23 protein-coding genes and 3 tRNA genes are annotated in these 24,475 nt (G+C 74.2%); 15 read left to right on the plus strand and 11 right to left on the minus strand.

Annotated features, from left to right (window positions below):
* Window positions 1-85 precede the first annotated feature (85 nt).
* Window positions 86-610 (minus strand): hypothetical protein, encoded by a 525-nt coding sequence (locus PGN05_RS05360; protein ID WP_419751496.1) that lies wholly within the window; start codon window positions 608-610, stop codon window positions 86-88.
* Between the two features lie 102 nt (window positions 611-712).
* A complete protein-coding gene (locus PGN05_RS05365; RefSeq protein ID WP_419751497.1) occupies window positions 713-1,486 on the minus strand; it encodes a hypothetical protein in 774 nt (257 codons plus the stop codon).
* Between the two features lie 182 nt (window positions 1,487-1,668).
* Between PGN05_RS05365 and serA the strand changes: the two genes are divergently transcribed.
* From serA to cimA, 3 genes are all read left to right on the plus strand, one after another.
* Complete coding sequence (gene serA, locus PGN05_RS05370; RefSeq protein ID WP_419751498.1) at window positions 1,669-3,270, plus strand: phosphoglycerate dehydrogenase; 1,602 nt, start codon at window positions 1,669-1,671, stop codon at window positions 3,268-3,270.
* Window positions 3,271-3,286: 16 nt separating this feature from the next.
* Window positions 3,287-4,309 (plus strand): 3-isopropylmalate dehydrogenase, encoded by a 1,023-nt coding sequence (locus PGN05_RS05375; RefSeq protein ID WP_419751499.1) that lies wholly within the window; start codon window positions 3,287-3,289, stop codon window positions 4,307-4,309.
* A gap of 215 nt (window positions 4,310-4,524) precedes the next feature.
* Window positions 4,525-6,099, plus strand: coding sequence for a citramalate synthase (cimA, locus tag PGN05_RS05380; RefSeq protein WP_419751500.1), 1,575 nt, complete (start codon window positions 4,525-4,527; stop codon window positions 6,097-6,099).
* A gap of 105 nt (window positions 6,100-6,204) precedes the next feature.
* On the opposite strand, the gene PGN05_RS05385 is transcribed toward cimA, so the two are convergent.
* The 5 genes from PGN05_RS05385 to PGN05_RS05405 form a co-directional block, all read right to left on the minus strand.
* On the minus strand, window positions 6,205-6,615 hold the full coding sequence (locus tag PGN05_RS05385; RefSeq protein WP_419751501.1) for a hypothetical protein: 411 nt from the start codon (window positions 6,613-6,615) through the stop codon (window positions 6,205-6,207).
* An 81-nt stretch (window positions 6,616-6,696) separates the two neighbouring features.
* Window positions 6,697-7,350, minus strand: coding sequence for a response regulator (locus PGN05_RS05390; protein WP_419751502.1), 654 nt, complete (start codon window positions 7,348-7,350; stop codon window positions 6,697-6,699).
* Window positions 7,347-8,468 carry a sensor histidine kinase gene (locus PGN05_RS05395; RefSeq protein ID WP_419751503.1) on the minus strand — a complete coding sequence of 374 codons (1,122 nt, stop codon included), beginning with the start codon at window positions 8,466-8,468 and terminating at the stop codon, window positions 7,347-7,349. Before PGN05_RS05395 ends, PGN05_RS05390 begins: the two co-directional genes overlap by 4 nt.
* Before the next feature lie 57 nt (window positions 8,469-8,525).
* Window positions 8,526-8,855 carry a putative quinol monooxygenase gene (locus PGN05_RS05400; protein ID WP_419751504.1) on the minus strand — a complete coding sequence of 110 codons (330 nt, stop codon included), beginning with the start codon at window positions 8,853-8,855 and terminating at the stop codon, window positions 8,526-8,528.
* Window positions 8,856-8,973: 118 nt separating this feature from the next.
* Window positions 8,974-9,348 carry a VOC family protein gene (locus tag PGN05_RS05405; RefSeq protein WP_419751505.1) on the minus strand — a complete coding sequence of 125 codons (375 nt, stop codon included), beginning with the start codon at window positions 9,346-9,348 and terminating at the stop codon, window positions 8,974-8,976.
* Window positions 9,349-9,414: 66 nt separating this feature from the next.
* On the opposite strand from PGN05_RS05405, the gene PGN05_RS05410 reads away from it, so the two are divergent.
* From PGN05_RS05410 to PGN05_RS05455, 10 genes are all read left to right on the plus strand, one after another.
* Window positions 9,415-10,227: a fumarylacetoacetate hydrolase family protein gene (locus PGN05_RS05410; protein ID WP_419751506.1), complete on the plus strand. Its 813-nt coding sequence runs from the start codon at window positions 9,415-9,417 to the stop codon at window positions 10,225-10,227.
* Window positions 10,224-11,720, plus strand: a complete 1,497-nt coding sequence (gene gltX / locus PGN05_RS05415) for a glutamate--tRNA ligase (RefSeq protein WP_419751507.1) — start codon at window positions 10,224-10,226, stop codon at window positions 11,718-11,720. The genes PGN05_RS05410 and gltX overlap by 4 nt, the downstream gene beginning before the upstream one ends.
* 10 nt (window positions 11,721-11,730) lie before the next feature.
* Complete coding sequence (locus PGN05_RS05420) at window positions 11,731-13,134, plus strand: CPBP family intramembrane glutamic endopeptidase (protein ID WP_419751508.1); 1,404 nt, start codon at window positions 11,731-11,733, stop codon at window positions 13,132-13,134.
* Window positions 13,120-13,191 (plus strand) — tRNA-Gln (locus PGN05_RS05425). Before PGN05_RS05420 ends, PGN05_RS05425 begins: the two co-directional genes overlap by 15 nt.
* A 32-nt stretch (window positions 13,192-13,223) precedes the next feature.
* Window positions 13,224-13,296 (plus strand) — tRNA-Glu (locus tag PGN05_RS05430).
* Window positions 13,297-13,394: 98 nt separating this feature from the next.
* Window positions 13,395-13,467, plus strand: a tRNA-Glu gene (locus tag PGN05_RS05435).
* A 91-nt stretch (window positions 13,468-13,558) separates the two neighbouring features.
* Window positions 13,559-14,626, plus strand: coding sequence for a galactose-1-phosphate uridylyltransferase (gene galT, locus PGN05_RS05440; RefSeq protein WP_419751509.1), 1,068 nt, complete (start codon window positions 13,559-13,561; stop codon window positions 14,624-14,626).
* Window positions 14,623-15,780, plus strand: coding sequence for a galactokinase (galK, locus tag PGN05_RS05445; RefSeq protein WP_419751510.1), 1,158 nt, complete (start codon window positions 14,623-14,625; stop codon window positions 15,778-15,780). Before galT ends, galK begins: the two co-directional genes overlap by 4 nt.
* 36 nt (window positions 15,781-15,816) lie before the next feature.
* The gene (locus PGN05_RS05450) at window positions 15,817-17,499 is read left to right on the plus strand and encodes a sodium:solute symporter family protein (protein ID WP_419751511.1); all 1,683 of its coding nucleotides are present in this window, start codon (window positions 15,817-15,819) and stop codon (window positions 17,497-17,499) included.
* 14 nt (window positions 17,500-17,513) lie between these two features.
* On the plus strand, window positions 17,514-17,789 hold the full coding sequence (locus PGN05_RS05455; protein ID WP_419751512.1) for a hypothetical protein: 276 nt from the start codon (window positions 17,514-17,516) through the stop codon (window positions 17,787-17,789).
* A gap of 43 nt (window positions 17,790-17,832) precedes the next feature.
* Here the strand turns inward: PGN05_RS05455 and PGN05_RS05460 are convergent, their stop codons facing one another.
* Window positions 17,833-18,534, minus strand: coding sequence for an IclR family transcriptional regulator (locus tag PGN05_RS05460; protein ID WP_419751513.1), 702 nt, complete (start codon window positions 18,532-18,534; stop codon window positions 17,833-17,835).
* An 85-nt stretch (window positions 18,535-18,619) separates the two neighbouring features.
* Between PGN05_RS05460 and leuC the strand changes: the two genes are divergently transcribed.
* Both leuC and leuD read left to right on the plus strand, forming a co-directional pair.
* Window positions 18,620-20,044: a 3-isopropylmalate dehydratase large subunit gene (gene leuC, locus PGN05_RS05465; RefSeq protein ID WP_419751514.1), complete on the plus strand. Its 1,425-nt coding sequence runs from the start codon at window positions 18,620-18,622 to the stop codon at window positions 20,042-20,044.
* A 5-nt stretch (window positions 20,045-20,049) separates the two neighbouring features.
* A complete protein-coding gene (gene leuD, locus PGN05_RS05470; RefSeq protein WP_419751515.1) occupies window positions 20,050-20,649 on the plus strand; it encodes a 3-isopropylmalate dehydratase small subunit in 600 nt (199 codons plus the stop codon).
* 59 nt (window positions 20,650-20,708) lie between these two features.
* Here leuD and PGN05_RS05475 read toward each other — a convergent pair whose 3' ends face one another.
* Genes PGN05_RS05475 through cofC form a run of 3 tightly spaced genes read right to left on the minus strand, consistent with a single transcriptional unit; the run spans window position 20,709 to window position 24,375 of the window.
* Entirely contained in the window at window positions 20,709-21,626 is a 918-nt protein-coding gene (locus PGN05_RS05475) for an NUDIX hydrolase (RefSeq protein WP_419751516.1), read from the minus strand.
* The gene (locus tag PGN05_RS05480; RefSeq protein ID WP_419751517.1) at window positions 21,626-23,710 is read right to left on the minus strand and encodes an RNA degradosome polyphosphate kinase; all 2,085 of its coding nucleotides are present in this window, start codon (window positions 23,708-23,710) and stop codon (window positions 21,626-21,628) included. Before PGN05_RS05480 ends, PGN05_RS05475 begins: the two co-directional genes overlap by 1 nt.
* A 41-nt stretch (window positions 23,711-23,751) precedes the next feature.
* Window positions 23,752-24,375: a 2-phospho-L-lactate guanylyltransferase gene (cofC, locus tag PGN05_RS05485; protein WP_419751518.1), complete on the minus strand. Its 624-nt coding sequence runs from the start codon at window positions 24,373-24,375 to the stop codon at window positions 23,752-23,754.
* Between the last annotated feature and the right edge of the window lie 100 nt (window positions 24,376-24,475).

The raw sequence follows: 24,475 nt of genomic DNA on the forward strand, positions 1-24,475 counted from the left end.
CGGGGACCCCCCCCCCCACCAGGGGGGGGACGCCAGCCCCCCCGCCGCGGCCGGGCAGCGGGGGCTCTGTGTCGTCGGGTGTCCGTCAGCGGGCGCCGCGGGCGGCGAAGTACTGCTGGGAGGCCGGCTGGTTGAGCAGGAAGAAGATCCCGACGCCGGCCGCGATGAGCACGATCGACCAGGAGCTGAACTCGCCCTGGGTCAGCGAGGTGATCAGGCCGAGCAACGCCAGCCCCGCGGTGACCAGGCCGCCGGTCTTCAGGACGGTGCTGCCCCTGCCGCTCAGCGCCTGGACCCCGCCCCAGATGTTCATCACGGCGATCGCCAGGTAGAGCACCCCGAAGATCGCGAACAGCGCGAAGATCGTCGCGAGGGCGAACAGGCCCAGGGCGCCGATCAGCGCGAAGAACGCGACGACGAAGCCGAGGACGGCGGCGGTCAGCACCTGCGGGGGGCGCTGGCCGGCCGGAGCGCCGTACCCGGCCGGCGCGTCGGACCAGTTCGGCGCCGGGGCGTAGCCCGGCGGGGGCGGCGGCGCGCCCCAGCCGGGCTGGTCCTCGGGGCCACCTCCCTGGGCGGAGTGGTGCTCGGGACCGCTGGGGCCGGACATGGGGCGGCTTCCTCCTGGAACGGGGTCCCGCCGTGGGAACGAGCGGCGGGGTGGGGGCGAGGCCGGTCCGGGGCCGCGCGCGGCGCCCCCGGACCGGACCGGTCAGCGACCGCGGCGGGCGCGGTGGGCGGCGAAGAAGGCCGCGGCGGGCTTCACGACCAGCAGGACGACGATCGCCAGCGCGGCCAGGAAGAACAGCAGGCTGGTGATGATGCCGCCGGCGCCGGCCGTGTCGGCGTCGCTGAGGTTGCCGATCAGCCCGATCAGGGTGACGGCCGTGGCGATCGACCCGCCGACCAGCAGCATGACCCGGCTGCGGCCGGTCAGGGCCCAGACCGAGCCCCAGATCATCGTGACGGTCCAGGCGAGAGCCAGGAGCCCCAAGACCAGCGCGATGCCAGCCGCGGCGCCGGTGAACTCCCCGAAGCCGGGGATCTCGGTGTCATCTCCGGCCCCGCCGAAGACAGCACCCGCGAAGATGAACGCGAGGCTGAAGAGGACCCCGATGGCGCCGAAGACGAAGCCGAGCACCGCCGCGGTGATGACGCCGCCGGGCTTCGCCGGCACCGCCGACTGGCCGTACTGCCCGTACTGGCCGTACTGCTGGGCGTAGCCCTGCTGGCCGTACGGGTCGCCGTACTGCTGCGGATAGCCCGCCTGCTGGCCGTAGGGCTGGCCCTGGCCGTACGCCGCGGGCGGGTACTGCTGGCCGTAGGGCTGCTGCGGCTGGCCGTACTGCTGGCCGGGCTCGTCGCCGCCGTGCTGTCCGCCCTGCTGGCCGTACCCCTGCTGGCCGTACCCCTGCTGGCCGTACTGCGGCTGCTGGCCGTACTGCGAGCCGGCCGTGGCGCCGGGCTCGTTGTCCTGGGTGCTCATGATCTCCTCCGTCGGCGCCGGCTGTGCCGACTCTGCGCGGCCAGGATGTCGGCCGGACCACACCCGGGCAAGCACGACCACCCCTTCGGCGGGGGGTGTCGCAGCGCGGTCGTCCCTGCACGGACAGGAGCGGGAGGGCCGGCGGGGGCCGGGAGGCGACTTCGTCCCTACGCTCGTCACCCGTGACCACGAGCCCGCCCGTCGTCCTGATCGCCGAAGAGCTCGCCCCGAGCGTGCTGGAGGTGCTCGGCGGCGAGGTCGAGATCCGGCACGTCGACGGTGCCGACCGGGCGGCGCTGCTGCCGGCCCTGGCGGAGGCGTCGGCGGTCATGATCCGCAGCGCCACGCAGATCGACGCGGAGGCCCTCGCCGCCGCACCGCAGCTGAAGGTGGTCGCCCGGGCGGGGATCGGACTGGACAACGTGGACGTCGCCGCCGCCACCGAGCGCGGCGTCATGGTGGTCAACGCCCCCACCGCCAACATCGTCAGCGCCGCCGAGCACGCCGTGGCGCTGCTGCTGGCCGCCGCCCGCCACATCCCGGCCGCCGACGCGGCGCTGCGCCAGGGCGCCTGGCGGCGCTCGGCGTTCACCGGCGTCGAGGTCAGCGACAAGGTGGTCGGCGTGGTCGGCCTGGGCCGGATCGGCCAGCTCGTCGCGCAGCGCATGGCCGCCTTCGGGGTCGTCCTGATCGCCTACGACCCCTACATCCAGCCGGGCCGGGCCGCGCAGCTCGGCGTCCGGATGGTGTCGCTGGAGGAGCTGCTCCGGGAGGCCGACTTCATCACCGTCCACCTGCCGAAGACGCCGGAGACCATCGGGCTGATCGGCGCCGCGGAGCTGGCCACCACCAAGCCCGGCGTGATCGTCGTCAACGCCGCGCGCGGTGGCCTGGTCGACGAGGCCGCGCTGGCCGACGCGCTGCGCTCGGGTCAGGTGGGTGCCGCCGGCGTCGACGTGTACGCCACCGAGCCCTGCACGGACAGCCCGCTGTTCGGCCTGCCCACCACCGTCGTCACGCCGCACCTGGGCGCCTCCACCACCGAGGCGCAGGACAAGGCCGGCACCGCGGTCGCCCACTCGGTGCGCCTGGCGCTCAAGGGCGAGTTCGTGCCCGACGCGGTGAACGTCCAGGCGGGCGGGGTGGTGGCCGAACAGGTGCGCCCGAGCCTGCCCCTGGCCGAGAAGCTGGGCCGGGTGTTCACCGCGGTCGCCGAGGGGCTGGCCCAGTCGGTGACCGTCGAGGTGCGCGGCCAGATCGCCGAGTTCGACGACTCGGTCCTCCAGCTCGCGGTCCTCACGGGCGTCTTCTCCGACGTCGTCGAGGAGCAGGTCAGCTACGTCAACGCGCCGCTGTTCGCCGAGCAGCGCGGCCTGGACGTCGCGCTGACCAGCGACCCGGAGAGCCCGGACTACCGCAACCTCATCCGGGTCCGCGGCGCGATGGCCGACGGCACGGAGCTGACCGTCTCGGGAACGCTGTTCGGCAAGAACCAGGTGCCCAAGCTGGTCGAGGTCAACGGCTTCGACATGGACCTCGACGCCTCCGGTCACCTGATCTTCTTCGTCTACACCGACCGGCCCGGCGTGGTCGGCATCGTGGGCGCGGCGCTGGGGGAGGCCGGGGTGAACATCGCCGGAGCGCAGGTCAGCCGGACCACCCGCGGCGGGGAGGCGCTCATGGCCGTCACGGTCGACAGCCCGGTGCCCGCCGAGCTGCTCGGCGACATCGCCGGCCGGATCGGCGCGCGCGAGGCCCGCTCGGCGGACCTCACCCCGCGCTGACCTAGGGTCTGCACCCATGCGCCTGGCAGTGATCCCTGGAGACGGCATCGGCCCCGAGGTGGTCGACGAGGGCCTCAAGGTCCTCCGCGAGGTGGCCCCCGACCTGGAGCCCACCCCGTACGACCTCGGCGCCCTGCGGTGGCAGCGCACCGGGGAACTGCTGCCGGACACGGTGCTCGACGAGCTGCGCCAGCACGACGCGATCCTGCTCGGTGCGATCGGCGACCCCAGCGTCCCGCCGGGCATCCTGGAGCGGGGGCTGCTGCTGCGGCTGCGCTTCGAGCTCGACCACCACGTGAACCTGCGCCCGGCGCGGCTGTTCGACGGCGTCCGCAGCCCGCTGGCCGATCCCGGTCCCATCGACATGCTGTGCGTGCGCGAGGGCACCGAGGGGCCCTACGTCGGCAACGGCGGGGTCCTGCGCAAGGACACCCCGCAGGAGATCGCCACCGAGGTCAGCCTCAACACCGCCTTCGGCGTCGAGCGGGTCGTCCGCTATGCCTTCGAGCGGGCCCTGGCGCGGCCGCGCCGGCACCTCACGCTGATCCACAAGACCAACGTGCTCACCCACGCCGGGTCGCTGTGGTCGCGGGTCGTGGAGGAGGTGGCGGCCGAGTTCCCCGAGGTCACCGTCGCCTACCAGCACGTCGACGCCGCCACGATGTTCTTCATCACCGACCCCGGCCGCTACGACGTCATCGTCACCGACAACCTGTTCGGCGACATCGTCACCGACGTGGCCGCCGCGGTCACCGGGGGCATCGGCCTCGCCGCCAGCGGCAACCTCGACGCGTCGGGCACCAACCCGAGCATGTTCGAGCCGGTGCACGGCTCGGCTCCCGACATCGCCGGCCGGGGCACCGCCGACCCGACGGCGACGGTCCTCTCGGTGGGCCTGCTGCTCGAGCACCTCGGGCGCACCGATCAGGCCAAGAAGGTCAACGCCGCGGTCGCCTTCGACCTGTCCACCCGCGACCCGCAGGCGACGATCCGCACCCAGGAGGTCGGGGACCGGCTCGCGGCCCTCGCCAGCGGCTGACGGAGGACCCCTCTGCTCCCGCCGTGGAGGGACCCTCCAGAGGGGCCGCGGTGGTGCCGGTGCGGTGTGCTTTACTCGCACGTGATGTACCGCACCGGCTCGATCATTCTCGACTAGCGCGCAGTCACCCTCTCCCGACTGCGCGCAGACCTCCCGTACCCGGGGGGTCTTTTTCGTGTTCGGGCCCGTTCTCGTCTCGCCCCAGGAGCGCTCCAGTGGACACCGACTTCCACGTCTTCGACACCACCCTGCGTGACGGCGCCCAGCGTGAGGGCGTCAGCTACTCCGTCGCCGACAAGCTGGCCGTCGCCCGCCTGCTGGACGAGGTCGGCGTCGGCTTCATCGAGGGTGGCTGGCCCGGCGCGATGCCCAAGGACACCGAGTTCTTCGCCCGCGCCCGGTCCGAGCTCAAGCTCCGGCACGCCCAGCTGGTCGCCTTCGGCGCCACCCGCAAGGCCGGCGTCCCGGTCGAGGACGACGCCCAGGTGCGCGCCTTGCTCGACGCGGAGACCCCGGTCGTGTGCCTGGTCGCGAAGTCCGACGTCCGGCACGTCCGCGACGCCCTGCGGACGACGCTCGAGGAGAACCTCGCGATGGTGGCCGACACCGTCGGCTTCCTCGTCGGCGCCGGCCGGCGGGTGTTCCTCGACTGCGAGCACTTCTTCGACGGCTACCGGGCCGACCGGGACTACGGCGTCCGCGTGCTCGAGGCCGCGTTCGCCGCCGGGGCCGAGGTCGGGGTCCTGTGCGACACCAACGGCGGGATGCTGCCGATGGACGTCGGCCGAGTGGTCGCCGAGGTCCGGTCGCGGACCAGCGGCCGGCTCGGCATCCACTGCCAGGACGACACCGGGTGCGCCGTGGCCAACAGCCTGGCCGCCGTCGAGGCCGGCGTCACTCACGTCCAGGGGACGGCGAACGGCTACGGCGAGCGGGCCGGCAACGCCGACACCTTCGTGCTGATCGCGAACCTGGTCACCAAGATGGAGCTGCCCGTGGTGCCGGCCGAGTGCCTCCCCGAGCTGCAGCGGGTCAGCCACGCCATCGCCGAGCTGGCCAACATCGCGCCCGACGACCACCAGCCCTACGTGGGCGTCTCGGCGTTCGCGCACAAGGCCGGCCTGCACGCCAGCGCGATCAAGGTCAGCCCCGAGCTCTACAACCACCTCGACCCGGCCGTGGTCGGCAACGACATGCGCATCCTCGTCACCGAGATGGCCGGCCGGGCCTCGGTCGAGCTCAAGGGCCGCGAGCTCGGGGTCGACCTGGACGGGCAGGCCGACGCCATCGGCCGGGTGGTCGACCAGGTCAAGGTGCTCGAGGCCGACGGCTGGTCGTTCGAGGCCGCCGACGCCTCCTTCGAGCTGCTGCTGCGCGCCCAGCTGCCCGACGCGCCGTCCCCGCTGTTCGAGCTGGAGAGCTACAAGACCTCCGTCGAGCACTGGAGCAACGGCGTCGTGGTCAGCGAGGCCACCGTCAAGGTGCACGTCGACGGCGAGCGCATCATCAGCACCGGGGAGGGCAACGGGCCGGTCAACGCCCTCGACAACGCCCTCCGGGCGGCGCTGTCCGGCCGCTATCCCGAGCTGGCCGAGGTCTCCCTGGCCGACTTCAAGGTGCGCATCCTCGGCTGGAAGGGCGGCACCAGCGCCACGACGCGGGTGCTGATCGACACGACCGACGGCGTGGGGGAGTGGACCACCGTCGGGGTGCACGACAACATCGTCGAGGCCTCCTGGCACGCGCTGGTCGACGCGTTGACCTACGCCGTCCGCCACCGCGCGCGCTGACGTGGACCGGTCGTGGGGCCCGGAGGGCTCCCGACCGATCCACGGGGTGGGCTCGGCGCAGGCCGGGGACGGCACGTGGCCGCGGTGTCGGCCGGGCCGACGGTGTCAGTGCGCGTACTCGGCGGGACGCAGGAGCATCGCCAGCGCCATCAGCGGCAGCATCGCGACGTGGCCGGCGGTCATGACCAGCCCGCCGGAGACCGCGCCGGCCCAGTAGGGCACCAGCAGCACGGCGAACGGCAGGTACATCGCTGCCGACATCTCGGTGACCGCCCGCCACGAGTGGCCGCGGAAGCGCATCCACGCGCCCATGCCGATCGCCATGTTGGTCGCCATGACGAGCACGTGGACGTCGAGGCGGTCGTCGAGCCCGGGCCACACCAGCTCCTCGACCGGGCCGAGCACCACCATCCCGACCACCATGGCCACGACCATCTCCAGGTAGTGGCGGACGAAGTGCCAGACGTGCCGGCGGCGGGAGGCGGTGCGGTGCTCGGAGTGCTGCGTCGTCGTCATGCGGGGAGCGTCGGGCGCCGCGGCGTCCGTGCCACGTGCCGGAGGTCATGCTCGGGGGTCACGACCCGGCACGACGCCCGCTCAGACCAGGTCCAAGGCCCGTGCCCGCAGGGCCGCCTGGGTGCGGTCCCGCGCGCCGAGCTTGCCGAGCACGTTGGTGACGTGGTTCTTGACCGTGCCCTCCGCGAGGAAGAGCGCCGCGGCGATCTCCCGGTTGCTGCGCCCGTCGGCCAGCAGCCGCAGGACGTCGAGCTCGCGCGCGGACAGGGGCTCGACCAGCGGCTGGGGGCGCGGCCGCGGCGCGTCGTCCAGCTGCGCGAACCGGGCGACCACCTTGGCCGCGACCGACGGCTGGAGCACCGACTCCCCGCGGACGGCGGACAGCACCGCCTCGACCAGCCGGTCGGAGGAGACGTCCTTGAGCAGGTAGCCGACCGCGCCGGCCCGCAGCGCGGCGAACACGTCCTCGTCGTCGTCGAACGTCGTCAGCGCCAGCACGCGGACGTCGGGCTGCTCGACCCGCAGCCGCCGGGTGGCGGCGATCCCGTCCAGCACGGGCATGTGCAGGTCCATGAGGACGACGTCGGGCTGCAGCGCGGCCGCGCGGTCGAGCGCCTGGGCGCCGTCGCCGGCCTCCCCGACCACCGCCATCTCGGGGCGCGACCCCAGCAGGGTGACCAGGGCCTCCCGGAACAGCGCCTGGTCGTCGACGACCAGCACCCGGACCGCGCTCACCCGGGCACCTCGACCAGCAGCGCCGTGCCGGACCCCGGAGCGGACTCCACGGTCACGCGCCCGCCCACCCGGGCCGCGCGCTCGCGCAGGCCGAGCAGCCCGAAGGAGGCCTGCTCCCCGCCGGTGTCCTGGGGTGCCACCACGCCGCGGCCGTCGTCGCGGACGGCGAGCCGCACGGTGCCGTCGCCGGCGTAGGTGAGCGTCACCCGGGCGCAGGTGGCCCCGGCGTGCTTGCGGACGTTGGTCAGCCCCTCCTGGGCCGAGCGGAACAGCGACTCCTCCGACTCGGCGGGCAGGCGGCGGGCCGGCCCGACCACCTCCAGGGTGGCCGGCAGGCCCGCGGCGGACACCTCCGCGGTCAGCGCCTCCAGGGCCGTCCGCAGGGGCGGGGCGGACGCCGGGTCGCGCAGCGCGGCGACCGACCGCCGGACCTCGGCCAGCGCCTCGCTCGCCTGGTGCTGGGCCTTGGCCAGCACCTCGTCGGCCCGGCCGGGATCGGTCGGCAGCACCGCCCGGGCGGCCTGGACCTGCATCTGCACGACGGTGAGGTGGTGGCCCAGACCGTCGTGGATGTCGCGGGCCAACCGGTTGCGCTCCCGCGTGGTGGCCAGCTCCTCGGCCTGGGCGGCGAGCCCGCGCAGCAGCTCGTTGGCCTCGGCCAGCTCGCCCCGGGCCCGCAGCGCCTGCTGCAGCAGGGCGGTGACGACGGCGGTGAAGACGGCGGCGCCCAGCAGGCCCAGCGCGTTGCGGGCGAAGTCGGCCCACCCCATGCCCAGGTGCACCAGCGGCACGACCGCCGTCACCACCGCCGCGGCGGGCAGGGGCAGGAGCAGCACGCACTGCGCGACCAGCACCAGCAGCAGCAGCGTCGCCCCGACCCCGGCCTCGGCCGCACCGAACATGACCACGCCGAGCGGCAGCTGCAGGCACACGTGCCCGGCGGTCAGCCAGTACCGGCGCGGCGCGGGCTGCCGGGTCAGCCACGGGAGCGCGAGAAGGGAGTGCGCCGCGTACGTCGACGCCAGCGCGACCGCCAGCCACGGGTGGACGTCGTCGGTGGCCTCCGCCGCGACGGTGAGCAGCGCGACGCAGGTCAGCACCGCCAGGGCCCGGTTCACGCGGTCACTGTCGCGCCGGGGGCGCGGCCGGTCAACGCGGCCGCGCCGTCCGGGCGGTCATCGTCGCGGCGTCACCTCGCCCATCGGGCCGAAGCCGCTGACCTCGGGGGCGTCGATGTAGATGATCTGCGGCTGCTCGGCGACCAGGTCCGACATCCAGTCGAAGGCGGCCTGGGCGTGCGGGGTGGCGATGTGCGAGGCGCCGGCGTCGGAGTCCCGGAAGCCCTCGATGCAGACGAAGGTGTTCGGGTCCTCGACGCTGCGGGACCACTCGAAGAACAGGCTGCCCTCCTCGGCGTTCACCGCGCGGGCGTACTCGTCGGCCTGGGCGCGGAACTGCTCGATGCTGTCCGGGCGGACGGGGAACTTGATGACGATCAGGATCACGGTCTCTCCCTGGGTCGTTCCGAGTGGGGCCCGGAGGGCTCCGCGAGGGGCGGCCGGACGGGCTCCGCAGAGCCGGGGACTGCTCCTGGCCGCGGTGTCGTCCGGGAGGACGACGGTGTCATGGGTCGAGCCGGCGGCGGAGCAGGCAGAACGGGTTGCCCTCGGGGTCGGCGAGCACGTGCCACTGCTCGTCGCCGGTCTGGCCGACGTCGGCCGGCGTGGCGCCCAGCGCCAGCAGCCGCTCCAGCTCGGCGTCCTGGTCCCGGTCGGTGGGGTTCACGTCGATGTGCCACCGCGGCTTGCCGGGGCTCGGGTCGGCGACTCGCCCGAAGACCAGGGTCGGCGCCGGACCGCCGAACCCGGCCTCCGGGCCGATCTCCACCTCGCCCTCGTCGCGGGAGAGCACGCGGTACCCCAGGACCTCGGCCCACCAGGCGGCCAGCGCCTCGGGCTCGCGGCAGTCGACGACGATCTCGCTGAGCCGGCACGCCATGGCCCGACCGTAGGGCCGTCGCGGCGCGGGCGCGGCGGCGGGGCGGCGGGTCAGTAGCCTCGACCCGTGCGCATCGTCCGTTTCGCCTCGCCCTCGGGCATGTCCTTCGGTGTCCTCGACGGGGACGGCCAGGTGGCCCAGATCGAGGGCCACCCGTTCGGCACCATCTCCTTCACCGGCCAGCGCCACGCGCAGGCCGACGTCCGGCTCCTGTCGCCGATCCTGCCGAGCAAGGTGGTGTGCGTCGGCAAGAACTACGCCGCGCACATCGCGGAGATGAAGACCGGCGAGGCGCCCGCGGAGCCGCTGCTGTTCCTCAAGCCCTCGACGTCGGTCATCGGCCCCGGCGACGCCATCCGCATCCCGCCGGGCAGCACGAACGTGCACCACGAGGCCGAGCTGGCCGTCGTCATCGGCGCCCGCGGCGCCCGGCACGTCAGCCCGGCGCAGGCGCTGTCAAGCGTCTTCGGCTACACGATCGGCAACGACGTCACCGAGCGGGACATGCAGAAGAGCGACGGGCAGTGGACCCGCGCCAAGGGCTTCGACTCGTTCTGCCCGCTCGGCCCCTGGATCGAGACCGACCTCGCCGGGCTCGGCAAGGACCCCGCCGACCTCGAGATCACCTGCACCGTGGACGGCGAGCTGCGCCAGTCCGGCCGCACCAGCCAGCTGCTGTTCGACGTCCCGACCCTGATCTCCCACATCTCGCAGGTCATGACCCTGCTGCCCGGTGACGTCGTGCTGACCGGCACGCCCTCGGGCGTCGGGCCGATCCGGCCGGGCCAGCGGGTGGAGGTCACCGTCGAGGGCCTGGGCACCCTGGCCAACACCGTCACCGGCGCCGACTCGACCTCGACCGCCGGGGGCCTGTCGTGACCGCCGGCCCGCCCGCTCCCACCGGCGTCCGCACCCGGTTCTGCCCGTCACCGACGGGCACGGTCCACGTCGGGCTGCTGCGGACGGCGCTGTTCAACTGGGCGCACGCCCGGCACACCGGCGGCACGTTCGTCTTCCGCATCGAGGACACCGACGCCTCCCGCGACTCCGAGGAGTCCTACCGCCACCTGCTGGACAGCCTGCGCTGGCTCGGGCTGGACTGGGACGAGGGCCCCGAGGTCGGCGGCCCGCACGGGCCCTACCGGCAGTCGGAGCGGCACGAGGTCTACCGCGACGTGGCGGCCCGCCTGGTGACCGCCGGGCACGCCTACGAGTCCTTCTCCACCAACGAGGAGGTCGAGGCGCGCCGGCTGGCCGCGGGCCAGGACCCCAAGCTCGGCTACGACAACGCCGACCGCGACCTGAGCGAGGCGCAGAAGGCGGCGTTCCGGGACGAGGGGCGCGCGCCGGTGCTGCGGCTGCGCATGCCCGACGAGGACCTCGTCTGGACCGACCTGGTGCGCGGCGAGGTGCGCTTCGGCGCCGGGTCGGTCCCGGACTTCGTGCTCGTCCGCGGCACCGGCGTTCCGCTGTACCCGTTCGTCAACCCGGTGGACGACGCGCTCATGCAGGTCACCGACGTGTTGCGGGGGGAGGACCTGCTGCCCTCCACGCCCCGCCAGCTGGCGCTGTACGCCGCGCTGACCGACATCGGCGTCGCGTCGGGCACCCCGCGCTTCGGCCACCTGCCGTACGTGACGGGGGAGGGCAGCAAGAAGCTGTCCAAGCGGGATCCGCAGTCCAACGTCGACGTGTACCGCGAGCGCGGCTTCGTGCCGGAGGGCTTCGCCAACTACCTGGCGCTGCTGGGCTGGTCGATCGCCGAGGACCGCGACATCTTCTCCATGGCCGAGATGGTCGAGGCCTTCGACGTCACCCGGGTGAGCGCCAACCCGGCCCGCTTCGACCTCAAGAAGGCCGAGGCGATCAACGCCACCCACCTGCGCGCGCTGCCGGTCGAGGACTTCGTGTCCCGCGTGGTGCCGTTCCTCGCCCGCGCCGGCCTGGTCAGCGACCCGCCGGCACCCGAGCAGGACCGGGTGCTGCGCGCGATCGCGCCGCTGGCGCAGGAGCGGATGGTCGTGCTGTCGGAGGCGGTCGGCCTGCTGCGGTTCCTCTTCGTCGAGGAGGTGGAGATCGAGCCGGCGGCCGCGGCCAAGCAGCTGGCCGGGCCCGAGGCCGCCGAGGTGCTCGACGCGGCCACCACGGCGCTGCGCGACCTGCCGGCCTGGACCACCCCCGACATCGAGGGCGCGCTCAAGCAGGCGCTGGTCGAGGGCCTGGGCCGCAAGCCCCGGCAGGCCTTCGGACCGGTGCGCGTCGCCGTGAGCGGGCGGACGGTCTCCCCGCCGCTGTACGAGTCGATCGAGCTGCTCGGCCGGGAGCGGACGCTGGCCCGCCTCGCCGCGGCCCGGGCGACCGTCGCCGGGTGACCGGACCCTCATGACCGGCACCGTGCCGTCCGGCTGGCCGGAGCCGGCCGACGACGAGCCCTACACCGGTCCGCCGCCGACCGGTCCCTACGCGGCGCCGCCGGTCGTCCCGGGGGCGCTGCACGGGGTCCACTCCCTGCCGGCGACCGGTGCGTGGGCGGGGCCGGTGGCCTGGCCGCTCGGGCCGGTGCCGCTGCAGGCCGGGCCGCACACGCACCCGGCGGGGCCGCCGGGGCCGTACCCGCCGTACCCGCCGTACCCGCCCGGCCCGTACCCGCCTGGGGCGTACGCGCCCGGCCCGTACGGGCCGTACCCGGCCCACCTGCCGCCCTGGCAGCGGGCGCTGCTCGACTGGCGGCCGGGGCCGCCGGCCCCGGCGCCGGACCGGGGCGTCCGCTGGGCGCCGCCCCCGGGCACCCCGCCGCACGACGAGCCGGTCGGCTACCTGCAGGCCATGCGCTCGCGCGACTGGCGCTGGTGGCGCCCGCTGCTCGGGCTGTTGCTGATCACCGTCGTCTACACCGTCGCCGCGACCGTCGTCGTCCTCGTCGCGTTCCTCACCGGCGCCTTCCCGGACCTGCAGTTCCTCGACCTGGTGGACCCGGCCGTCCTGCTGATCACCAACGCGTCGCTGATCGTGGCCATCCCGATCGTCTGGCTGGCGTGGGTGGCCGCCCACGGGATGGCACGGGGCTGGTCGTCGTCGGTGCTGGCGCGGCTGCGCTGGCGGCTGTTCCTGCCGTACACGCTGCTGTCCCTGCCCACGCTGGGCGTCGGCATCCTGCTCAGCGTCCTGTTCGGCTTCCTGCTCGAGGGCGGGGACGTCGAGGGGCCGTCGTCGTCCTACGTCTGGCTGGTGCTGGTCGTCGTCCTCACCACGCCGCTGCAGTCGGCGGCCGAGGAGTACGTCTTCCGCGGGTACCTCAGCCAGGCGGTCGCGGGCTGGATCCGCGCTCCGCGGGCCGGCGCGGTCGTCGCCGGGGTCCTCACCGCCGCGCTGTTCTCCGCGGCGCACGTCCCGCCGGACTTCTGGACCTTCCTGGACCGGTTCGCCTTCGGGCTCGCCGCCTCCGCCGTCGTCTGGCTGACCGGGGGCCTGGAGGCGGCGATCGTGCTGCACGCGGTCAACAACGTGCTGGTCTTCCTGCTGGCCGGCGGGCTGGGGGAGGGGGTGACCAGCGACTCGGTGCCGGAAGGCACGGGGCTGCTGGTCGTGGCCATCGACCTGCTCGCGATGGGCGCCTACGTGTTCCTCGTGGCCCGCTCCGGCCCGCGGCTGCGGCCGGAGACCCACAGCGCGGCGCGGGACCTGCGACCACCGTCACCCCGGGGGGTGCCGACCGGGCCCGAGGACGTCGGGTATGGTGTTGACCGGCGCCGCGAGGCGCAGCACGGCCCTTGGGGTATGGGGTAATTGGCAGCCCGACGGTTTCTGGTTCCGTTAGTCTAGGTTCGAGTCCTGGTACCCCAGCGAGGAAGCCTGGTTCCTCAGCACCACCGCACGGCCCCGTCGTCTAGCGGCCCAGGACGCCGCCCTCTCACGGCGGTAGCGAGGGTTCGAATCCCTTCGGGGCTACGCCCACGCGAGAGCCCCCGGTCATCGACCGGGGGCTCTCGTCGTCCCCGCCCCCCATGCGCCGCGCCGCAAGGGGGCGTGGCAGGATGACCGTGTACGGCCCCGTCGTCTAGCGGCCCAGGACGCCGCCCTCTCACGGCGGTAGCGAGGGTTCGAATCCCTTCGGGGCTACAGCGGGTGAGAGCCCCCGGCCAGCCGGCCGGGGGCTCTCGCCGTGTCAGGGAGAGACGGGAGGTCCGACGTGATCCGGACGAGTCGTCGGTTGGCCGATGGCCGGGAGGTCCTCTACTTCGACGCGGGCGACACCGCCGCGCCGCGGACGGCGGAGGACCCGCGCGACCTCCCGCCGGTGAGCACCCGCTCCCAGCTGCGGTGGGACCCACTGCTCGGCGAGTGGGTCGTCCTGGCCTCGCACCGCCAGACCCGCACGTTCCTGCCGCCGGCCGACCAGTGCCCGCTGTGCCCGGCCCGCCCGGACCGCGAGCCCACCGAGATCCCCGAGGCCGACTACCAGGTCGTCGTCTTCGAGAACCGCTTCCCGTCGCTGGCCACGGCGGTCGAGCGCGACGTGCCGCCGACCGCCCCCGGCGCGCCGCTGACCGAGCTGCGACCGGGCTTCGGCCGGTGCGAGGTCGTCGTCTTCACCAGCGAGCACGAGCGGTCCTTCGCCACCCTGGGCCCCGAGCGGGCCCGGCTGGTCGTCGACGTCTGGGCCGAGCGGACCGCGGAGCTGTCGGGCATCGCCGGGGTGGAGCAGGTCTTCGTCTTCGAGAACTCCGGCGAGGAGATCGGGGTGACCCTGTCCCACCCGCACGGGCAGATCTACGCCTATCCGTTCGTGACCCCGCGGGTGGAGAAGGTGCTCGCCTCGGTGGAGCGGCACCGGCGGCAGACCGGCGGCGACCTGTTCGCCGACGTGCTGGCCGCCGAGCGGTCCGGTCCGCGGGTGGTCGCGGCCAACGAGCACTGGACGGCGTTCGTCCCGGCGGCCGCGCGCTGGCCCTACGAGCTGCAGCTCTTCCCGCACCGCCGGGTGCCCGACCTGCCGGCCCTCGACGACGCCGAGCGGACCGCGCTGGCGGAGGTCTACCTCGACGTCCTCGGCCGGTTCGCCCGCCGCTTCGACACCCCGATGCCCTACATCGCCGCGTGGAACCAGGCGCCGGTGGGCCGCGGCCGCGACGACTGGTGGTTGCACCTGCAGCTGTTCTCGCTGCGGCGGGCCCCGGGCAAGCTCAAGTACCTGGCCGGCTCGGAGTCGGGGATGGGCGCGTTCATCAGCGACACCACCCCCGAGGACGTCGCCGAGCAGCTCCGGGCCGTTCGTTGAGCGCCGCCGACCGGGCCCGGCAGGCGTTCGTCGAGGCGTTCGGCACCCAGCCCGAGGGCGTGTGGGCCGCTCCCGGGCGGGTCAACGTGATCGGGGAGCACACCGACTACAACGACGGCTTCGTGCTGCCGGTGGCCCTGCCGCACACCACCCGGGCCGCGGTGGCCCGGCGGGACGACGGCCTCGTGGCGCTGGTCTCGGCGCAGCACCCCGGCGACCGGGTGGAGGTGCCCGTCGCCGAGCTCGCCCCCGGCCGCCCGGGGGGCTGGGCGGGGTACCCCGCGGGCGTCGTGCACGAGCTGCGTGACCGGGTGCCCGGCGGGGTGAGCGTGCTCGTCGACGGCGACGTCCCCTCGGGGGCCGGGCTGTCCTCGTCGGCGGCGCTGGAGTGCGCCGTGGCCCTCGCGCTGCGCGACCTCGCCGCGCCCGACCTCGGCCCGGCCGACCTGGTCGACGTCGCCCGGCGGGCGGAGAACGACTTCGTCGGGGCGCCGACCGGGATCCTCGACCAGTCGGCGTCGATGCTGTGCACCGCCGGCCACGCGCTGTTCCTCGACACCCGCGACCGGTCCGCCGAGCAGGTGCCCTTCGACCTGGCCGCCGCCGGGCTGGAGCTGCTCGTCGTCGACACCGGGACCACGCACGACCACGCCACCGGGGGCTACGGGGACCGCCGCCGCGAGTGCGAGGAGGCCGCCGCCCGTCTCGGCGTGCCGGCGCTGCGCGACGTGCCGGACGTCGCCGCGCTCGCCGTCCTCGACGACGGCACGGCGGAGGGCGCGGTGCTGCTGCGCCGGGCGCGGCACATCGTCACCGAGAACGCCCGCGTGCTCGACGTCGTCCGGGTGCTGCGCGGCAGCGACGGTCCGGCGGCCATCGGGCCGGTGCTGACCGCGGGTCACGCGTCCCTGCGCGACGACTTCCAGATCTCCACGCCCGAACTGGACACCTGCGTGGCGACCGCGCTGGAGGCCGGCGCCGCCGGGGCGCGCATGGTGGGCGGCGGCTTCGGCGGCAGCGCGATCGTGCTCGTCGACGTGCGGTCGACCAGCGGGGTCGCCAGGATGATCGCGGATCGTTTCGCGCAGGCGGGATTCGGCGCGCCGCGGACCTTCGCGGTCGTGCCGTCCCCGGGGGCCCGCCGGCTCGGCTGAGCCCGTCCGTCCCGACCCCAGACCGGAGGTCACCCCGTGGACGCCCTACGCCTCGACGCGAACGTCGTCGACTACGTGCTCGTCGCCGTCTACTTCGCCGTCGTCCTGGGGATCGGGTTCGCGGCCCGCCGCCGCGTCTCCGACAGCCTGGACTTCTTCCTCTCCGGCCGGTCCCTGCCGGCGTGGGTGACCGGCCTGGCGTTCATCTCGGCGAACCTGGGCGCGGTCGAGATCGTCGGGATGTCGGCCAACGGGGCGCAGTACGGCATGCCGACCATGCACTACTTCTGGGTCGGCGCGGTGCCCGCCATGCTCTTCCTGGGCGTGGTGATGATGCCCTTCTACTACGGGTCGAAGGTGCGCAGCGTCCCGGAGTTCATGCGCCGCCGGTTCGGCACCGGCGCGCACCTGGTGAACGCGCTGTCCTTCGCGGTGGCCCAGGTCCTCATCGCCGGCATCAACCTGTTCCTGCTCGCCACGATCGTCGAGTCCCTGCTCGGCTGGCCGCTGTGGGTGTCGCTGATCGTGGCCGCGGCGGTGGTGCTCAGCTACATCACCCTCGGCGGGCTGTCGGCGGCCATCTACAACGAGGTCCTGCAGTTCTTCGTGATCGTCGCCGCGCTGCTGCCGCTCACCCTGATCGGCCTGCACCGGGTCGGCGGGGTCGGCGGGCTCATCGACCGCGTGACCGACGCCGGGGACGGGGAGCAGTTGCGGTCCTGGCCCGGCACCGAGCTGTCCACGTTCGAGAGCCCGGTGTGGTCGGTGATCGGGATCGTGTTCGGCCTGGGCTTCGTGCTCTCGTTCGGCTACTGGACGACGAACTTCGTCGAGGTCCAGCGGGCCATGGCGACCAAGTCGATGTCCGCGGCCCGCAGCACGCCGATCATCGGCTCCTTCCCCAAGATGTTCGTGCCGTTCATCGTGGTCATCCCCGGCATCATCGCCGGCGTCCTGGTGCCGGAGATCCAGCAGCTCAAGGCCGGCGAGGACAGCGCCCTCCAGTACAACGACGCCATGCTGGGGCTGATCCGCGACGTGCTGCCCAACGGCCTGCTCGGCGTCGCGATCGCCGGCCTGCTGGCCGCGTTCATGGCCGGCATGGCGGCCAACATCTCCGCCTTCAACACCGTCTTCAGCTACGACCTGTGGCAGCAGTACGTGCGCACGGACCGGCCGGACGGCTACTACCTGAAGGTCGGCCGGTGGGCGACGGTCGGCGCGACGGTGGTCGCCATCGGGACCGCGCTGATCGCCTCCGGCTACAGCAACCTGATGGACTACCTGCAGACGCTGTTCGGCTTCTTCAACGCCCCGCTGTTCGCCACCTTCATCCTCGGCATGTTCTGGAAGCGCATGACGCCGACCGCGGGGTGGGCGGGCCTGGTGTCCGGCACGCTCGGCGCCGTCCTCGTCGCGGTGCTCAGCGAGGACGCGCTCGGCGCCGCGTCGGTGGGCGTGATCCCGCTCAGCGGTCAGGGGGCGAGCTTCGTCGCCGCCAGCGCCGCGTTCGTCGTCGACATCGTCGTCAGCGTGGTGGTCACCCTGGTCACCCGGCCGAAGCCGGTGGCCGAGCTGGCCGGGCTGGTGTACTCCGAGACGCCGCGCGAGCAGCGCACCGACCCGGAGGCGCACCTGCTGCCCTGGTACCAGTCGCCGACCAAGCTGGCCGGGATCTCCCTGGTCCTGGTCGTCGCCCTGAACGTGGTCTTCCGGTGAGAGGGGATCGGGACGTGACCGAGCAGCGCAGGCACCCCGCGGCGGCGTTCGACGTCCGCAACGTCATCGCCGGTCTCGTCGGCTTCTACGGGGTGGTGCTCGTCCTCATGGGGCTGTTCGCCAACGACGAGGCGGAGCGGGCGAAGACCGGCGACGTCAACGCCAACCTGTGGACCGGCATCGCGATGCTGGTGTTCGCCGCCGCGTTCGCCCTGTGGTCGCGGCTGCGCCCGGTCGTCGTCGAGGAGCGCCCGGCCGAGGACGGCGAGGGCCCGCCGCCCGGTCACTGACCCGCCGCCGCGGAGGGCCTCCGTGGCCACGACGGCCGGAGGGTCAGCGGGCGGCGCGGGAGATCGCGCCGGCGGTCTCCAGCACCGCGCCGACCACCTCGGGGGAGGGGCGGCGGCCCAGGCGCTCCACCGGCCCGGAGATCGAGACCGCGCCCAGCACCCCGCCGTTGGCGTCTCGCACCGGCGCCGACAGGGACGCCACCCCGGGCTCGCGCTCGGCGACGCTGTGCGCCCACCCGCGCCGGCGGACGTCGAGCAGCGTGCGGGCGGTGAAGCTGGCCGCCGGCAGCAGCGGGGTCACCTCGTCGGCCGGGGCGAAGGCCAGCAGCGCGTGCGCGGCCGACCCCGCCGTCATCGGCAGCCGGGCGCCCACCGGGACGGTGTCGCGCAGGCCGCTGGTGCGCTCCGCGGCGGCCACGCAGACCCGGCTGGCGCCGTCGCGCACGTAGAACTGGGCGCTCTCCCCGCTGGCGTCGCGCAGCGCGACCAGGTGCCGGCCGGCCAGCCCGGCCAGGTCGGTGGTGCCGCGGCTGAGCTCGGCCAGCCCGGGTCCCGGCGTCCAGGCCCCGGTGGGCGAGCGGCGAACCAGGCGGTGACCCTCGAGCGCGACCGCGAGCCGGTGGGCCGTCGCGCGCGGCAGGCCGGTGCGCTCGACCAGCTCGGCGAGCGTCGCCGGCTCGGCGGCGACGGCGCGGAGGATCGCCACCGCTTTGTCCAGCACGGCAACGGGGTTAGGCTGTCCCACGTAGCAATACTCGCATCCCACACCATGAGATGGCCAGCGACAGCTGCACGATGGGGTGCGAGCCGCGAACCAGGAGGGACCAGCCGTGCCGAAGACCCTGGCGGAGAAGGTCTACGACGCCCACGTCGTCCGCAGTGCCGCAGGCGAGCCGGACCTGCTCTTCATCGACCTGCACCTCGTGCACGAGGTGACCAGCCCGCAGGCCTTCGACGGGCTCCGGGCCGCCGGGCGGACCGTGCGCCGGCCCGACCTCACGATGGCCACCGAGGACCACAACGTCCCGACGCTGGACATCCTCGCGCCGATCGCCGACCCGGTCAGCCGCGCGCAGGTCGAGGCGCTGCGCCGCAACGCCGCCGAGTTCGGCATCCGGCTGGCCCCCATGGGCGACCGTGACCAGGGCATCGTGCACGTCATCGGCCCGCAGCTGGGCCTGACCCAGCCGGGCATGACGATCGTCTGCGGCGACAGCCACACGTCGACCCACGGGGCGTTCGGCGCGCTGGCCTTCGGCATCGGCACCAGCGAGGTCGAGCACGTGCTGGCCACCCAGACGCTGCCGCAGTACCGGCCCAAGCAGATGGCGGTCACCGTCGACGGCGAGCTGCCGCCCGGGGTGAGCGCGAAGGACGTCATCCTGGCCGTGATCGCGCAGATCGGCACCGGCGGGGGCCAGGGGCACGTCATCGAGTACCGCGGCAGCGCCATCGAGAAGCTGTCGATGGAGGCCCGCATGACGATCTGCAACATGTCGATCGAGGCCGGCGCCAAGGCCGGGCTGATCGCCCCCGACCGGACGACGTTCGACTTCCTGCAGGGCCGGCCGCACGCGCCGCAGGGCGCTGACTGGGACGCCGCGGTCGAGTACTGGGAGACCCTGCGCACCGACGAGGGCGCCGTCTTCGACCGCGAGGTGGTCATCGACGCGGCGACCCTGGCGCCGTTCGTCACCTGGGGCACCAACCCCGGCCAGGGCCTGCCGATCTCGGCCAGCGTGCCGGACCCGGCGCAGATCGCCGACGAGGACTCCCGGCGCGACGTCGAGGGCGCGCTGGCCTACATGGGCCTGACGCCGGGCACCCCGCTGCGCGAGATCGAGGTCGACACGGTCTTCCTCGGCTCCTGCACCAACGGCCGCATCGAGGACCTGCGGGTCGCCGCCGAGCTGCTGCGCGGCCGGCACATCGACCCCGACACCCGGATGCTCGTCGTCCCGGGCTCGGTGGCGGTCAAGGCGCAGGCTGAGGCGGAGGGCCTCGACCAGGTGTTCCTCGAGGCCGGCGCCGAGTGGCGGGGCGCGGGCTGCTCCATGTGCCTGGGCATGAACCCCGACCAGCTCGAGCCGGGGGAGCGCTCGGCGTCCACCAGCAACCGCAACTTCCAGGGCCGGCAGGGCAAGGGCGGGCGCACCCACCTGGTCAGCCCCGCCGTCGCCGCCGCCACCGCGCTGACCGGCCACCTGACCGCCCCGGCCGACCTGGAGCCGGCCCTCGAGAGCGCTGGAGTCTGAGCCCGATGGACGCCTTCACCACGCACACCGGCACCGCGGCCCCGCTGCGGCGGACCAACGTCGACACCGACCAGATCATCCCGGCCGAGTACCTCAAGCGGATCACCCGCACCGGCTTCGAGGACGGCCTGTTCGTCGCCTGGCGCACCAACGAGCCCGACTTCGTGCTCAACCGGCCCGAGTACGCGAACGCCTCGGTCCTGGTCGCGGGACCGGACTTCGGTACCGGCTCCTCCCGCGAGCACGCCGTCTGGGCCCTGATGGACGGCGGCTTCCGGGCGGTCATCAGCTCCCGGTTCGCCGACATCTTCCGCAACAACTCGACCAAGGCCGGGCTGCTCACCGTGCTGCTGCCCCAGGCCGACGTCGAGGCGCTGTGGGCGGCGGTGGAGGCCGACCCCACGACCGAGGTGACCGTCGACCTGCAGGAGAAGCAGGTGCGCTACGCGGACACCGTCGTGCCCTTCGACATCGACGACTACACCCGCTGGCGGCTGCTGGAGGGGCTGGACGACGTCGGGCTCACCGAGCGCCACCTGGCCGACGTCGAGGCCTACGAGGCCGCCCGCCAGCCGTGGCTGCCGAAGGCGCTGCCCGTCCTCTGAGGCGGGACCCCGTCCTCCCCACCCTTCGCAGGCTCGGGGCGGGACCCGGGACGGGGCCTTCAGCGGGGGCCCGGGTCGTCGCCGTCGGGCCAGAAGTCGCGGTAGTAGTCGGCGGCCAGCGCTCCGGGGCGGCCGCCCAGCGCCCACACACTGCCCTTCGCCGCCGGCGGCCACAGGGCACCGGCGGCCCCGGCCCAGCGGACGCCGAGGCTCATCAGCACCGATGGGATCGCCCCGCCCTGGCTGCAGACGACGGTGACGCCCGGCTCCTCGCGCGGCGCCAGCAGCCGCTCGACGGCGGCCAGCCCCGCCGGCGGGTCGGCGCTGTACTCCTCCTCGCCCAGCTCCGGCAGCTCCTCCAGCGCCAGCCCCACGTGCTCGGCCAGCGGCTCCACCGTCTGCCGGCACCGGGTGCGTCGCGCGGTGCGGACCGCGGTGGGCCGGAACAGCGGCAGCACCTCGGCCAGCCGGGCGGCCTGCCGTCGGCCCTTGCCGTCCAGCGGGCGCGCGTCGTCGGGGCCGTCCCACGAGCTCTTGTCCCCGGCCCGGCCGTGCCGCACCAGGAGCAGCGTGAGCTCCCGCGGGACGCCGGTGCGGGACAGGTCGGCCAGCACCGCCCGGTCGGCCTCGTGGCTCACCAGGGCGGCGGCGTCCTCCAGCGGCAGCCAGCGCAGCTCGTCGACCTCGTCGTTCGGCACGAACTCCCCGCCGGTGACCCGCATCAGCCAGTAGTCGACCCGCTTGGTGCCCTCGTCGACCTCGTACTCGGTGCGCACGCTGCGCCGCCCGGCGACGACGTCCAGCCCGGTCTCCTCGACCACCTCGCGGACGGCGGCGCTCAGCGGGTGCTCCCCGTCGTCCAGCTTGCCCTTGGGCAGCGACCAGTCGTCGTACCGGGGCCGGTGCACCACCGCGGTCTCGACGGCGCCGTCGCCGGCCGGCCGCCACAGCGCCCCGCCCGCGGCCCGGACCACCATCAGCCGGCCGCGACGGCGTGCTCGGTGGCCTGCGCCATGAGCCCGGCCTGGTAGTCCCGGCCCTCCAGGCGGGTCCAGGTCGCGTCGGGGCCCAGCTCCCAGCAGCGGACGTCGTCGGCCATCGCGGCGTCGAAGACGCCCTGCATCAGGCGCTGCGCCTGGTCGTCGCACACCTGGAGCAGCACCTCCACCCGCCGGTCGAGGTTGCGGTGCATGAGGTCGGCGCTGCCGATCCACCACTCGTCCTCGCCGCCGTTGCGGACGTTGATGACCCGCGAGTGCTCGAGGAACCGCCCGACGATCGAGCGCACCCGGATGTTCTCCGACAGCCCCGGCACGCCCGGCCGCAGCGAGCAGATGCCGCGGACGAACAGCTCGACGGGCACACCGGCGCCCGACGCCTCGTAGAGCGCGTCGATGATGCGCTCGTCGACCAGGCTGTTGATCTTGATGCGGATGCCGGCCGGCCGGCCCTCGGCGGCGTTCCGGGCCTCCCGGCGGAACTTCTCCAGCAGCCCGGCGCGGACCCCGTGCGGAGCGACCATGAGCCGGCGGTAGCTGGTCTGCCGCGAGTAGCCGGTCAGGGTGTTGAACAGGTCGGTGAGGTCGGCGCCCACCCGGGGGTCGGCGGTGAGGATGCCGAGGTCCTCGTAGAGCCGGGCGGTCTTGGGGTTGTAGTTGCCCGTGCCGATGTGGCAGTAGCGGCGGATGACACTGCCCTCGCGGCGCACCACGAGCGCCGTCTTGCAGTGCGTCTTCAGCCCGACCAGCCCGTAGACGACGTGGCAGCCGGCGCGCTCCAGCGAGCGGGCCCAGCTGATGTTGGCCTCCTCGTCGAAGCGCGCCTTGATCTCGACCAGCACCACGACCTGCTTGCCGGCCTCCGCGGCGTCGATGAGCGCGTTGACGATGGGGGAGTCGCCGGAGGTCCGGTAGAGGGTCTGCTTGATCGCCAGGACGTTGGGGTCGGCGGCGGCCTGCTCGATGAAGCGCTGCACGCTGGTCGCGAACGAGTGGTAGGGGTGGTGGACCAGGACGTCGCCCTCGCGCAGCGTGGCGAACACGCTCTTCGGGGTCTCGCCCTCCGACAGCCGCGGGTGCGTCGCCGGCACGAACGGGTCGTCCTTGAGCTCGGGCCGGTCCAGGGCGTACAGCGCCCACAGCGCGCCCAGGTCGAGCAGCCCGGGCACGTGGACGACGTCCTCCTTGTCGACCTCCAGCTCGTTGATCAGCACCTGGAGGATCCGGGGGTCCATCGACTCGGCGACCTCCAGCCGCACCGCCGGTCCGAACCGCCGGCGGGCCAGCTCGCGCTCCAGGGCCTGCAGCAGGTCCTCGTCGCGGTCCTCCTCCACCTCCAGGTCGGCGTTGCGGGTGACCCGGAACAAGTGGTGGTCGAGCACGTCGAGGCCGGGGAACAGCTGCTGGAGGTGGGCGGCGATGAGGTCCTCGAGCGGCAGGAAGGTCGCCTCCGAGGCCGCGTCGTGCGCCGTGTCCGCGCCGACCGGGATGAAGCGCGGCACGTTGTTGGGCACCTTGAGCCGGGCGAACCGCGGCGCCCCGGTGTCGGGGTCGCGCACCGAGACGGCGAGGTTGAGCGACAGCCCGCTGATGTAGGGGAAGGGGTGCGCCGGGTCCACCGCGAGCGGGGTCAGCACCGGGAAGATCTGGTCGCGGAAGTACTCCCGCAGCCGGGTGCTCTCCGGCTCGGCGAGCTGCTCCCAGTGCACGATCCGGATCCCGGCCTCCTCCAGCCGGGGCGTGATGTCCTTGGTGAAGACGTCGCCGTGCCGGTGCACCAGGTCGCGGGTGCGCTCGGTGACCCGCGCCAGCTGCTCCCGGATGGTCAGCCCGTCGGGGGAGCGGACGGTGAGCCCCGTGCTCTGGCGGCGCTTCAGCCCGGCGATGCGGACCATGTAGAACTCGTCGAGGTTGCTGGCGAAGATCGCCAGGAACTTGGCCCGCTCCAGCAGGGGCAGCGACTCGTCCTCCGCCAGGTCGAGCACCCGGGCGTTGAAGTCCAGCCAGGACAACTCGCGGTTGATGTACCGGTCGGCGGGCACGCCGGATCGAGTGGAGGGCACCCGGTCATCGTGCCGCAGCAAGGTGAACGGCGGGTGCCCGGTCAGGGGCCGGGCCGCCGGTCCCCGACCAGCAGGGCGGCGGTCGCCGGGCCCACTCCCAGCGCCAGTGCGGCCTCGAGGTCCGCGGCGGTGTCGACGTCGCGCGCGAGCCCCGGCCAGTCGCCGGTCAGCCGCACCGCCCCGCCGGCGCGGTGCCGCTGCGCCGAGCCGGCACCGAACGCGGGGGCCAGGTCGGCCCCGGCCGCCGTGAGCAGCGTGGTGCCCGTGCCCTGCGCGTCGGCGACGAAGCAGCGCGGCGCGGTCCCGGCGGCGGTGAGCGCCGCGGTCAGCTCCGCCGGCCGCAGCGCCGGCAGGTCGGAGGAGAGGGCGGCCACCGCCGGACCGCCGGCGGCCCGCGCGCCGTGCGCCAGCGCGGCGTTGAGCCCGCGGTCGGGCTCGTCGGCCACGGTGCGTGCCCCCAGCGCGGTGACGACCGCGGCCGCGGCCGGGTCGTCGGTGACCACGAGGACGCCCCCGACCGCGGGAGAGGCCAGCGCGGCGGCGACGGTGTCGGACAGCAGGGCGAGGACCAGCTCGGCGTGCGCGCTCCCCGGCGGGCCGCCCAGGGTGTCGGTGAGCGGGGTCAGCCGCGTCTTGGCGACCGCGAGCCGCTTCGCGGGGACCACGACCGACCAGCTCCGCACCTGCCCATGTGAGCACACGGGAGCGCCGGAGGGGCCCGGCGGGGACCCCGTGCACGCGCGGGACCGGCGCAGGCCCGATCAT

The sequence above is a fragment of the Geodermatophilus sp. CPCC 206100 genome (assembly GCF_048569675.1).
Classification (GTDB): domain Bacteria; phylum Actinomycetota; class Actinomycetes; order Mycobacteriales; family Geodermatophilaceae; genus Geodermatophilus.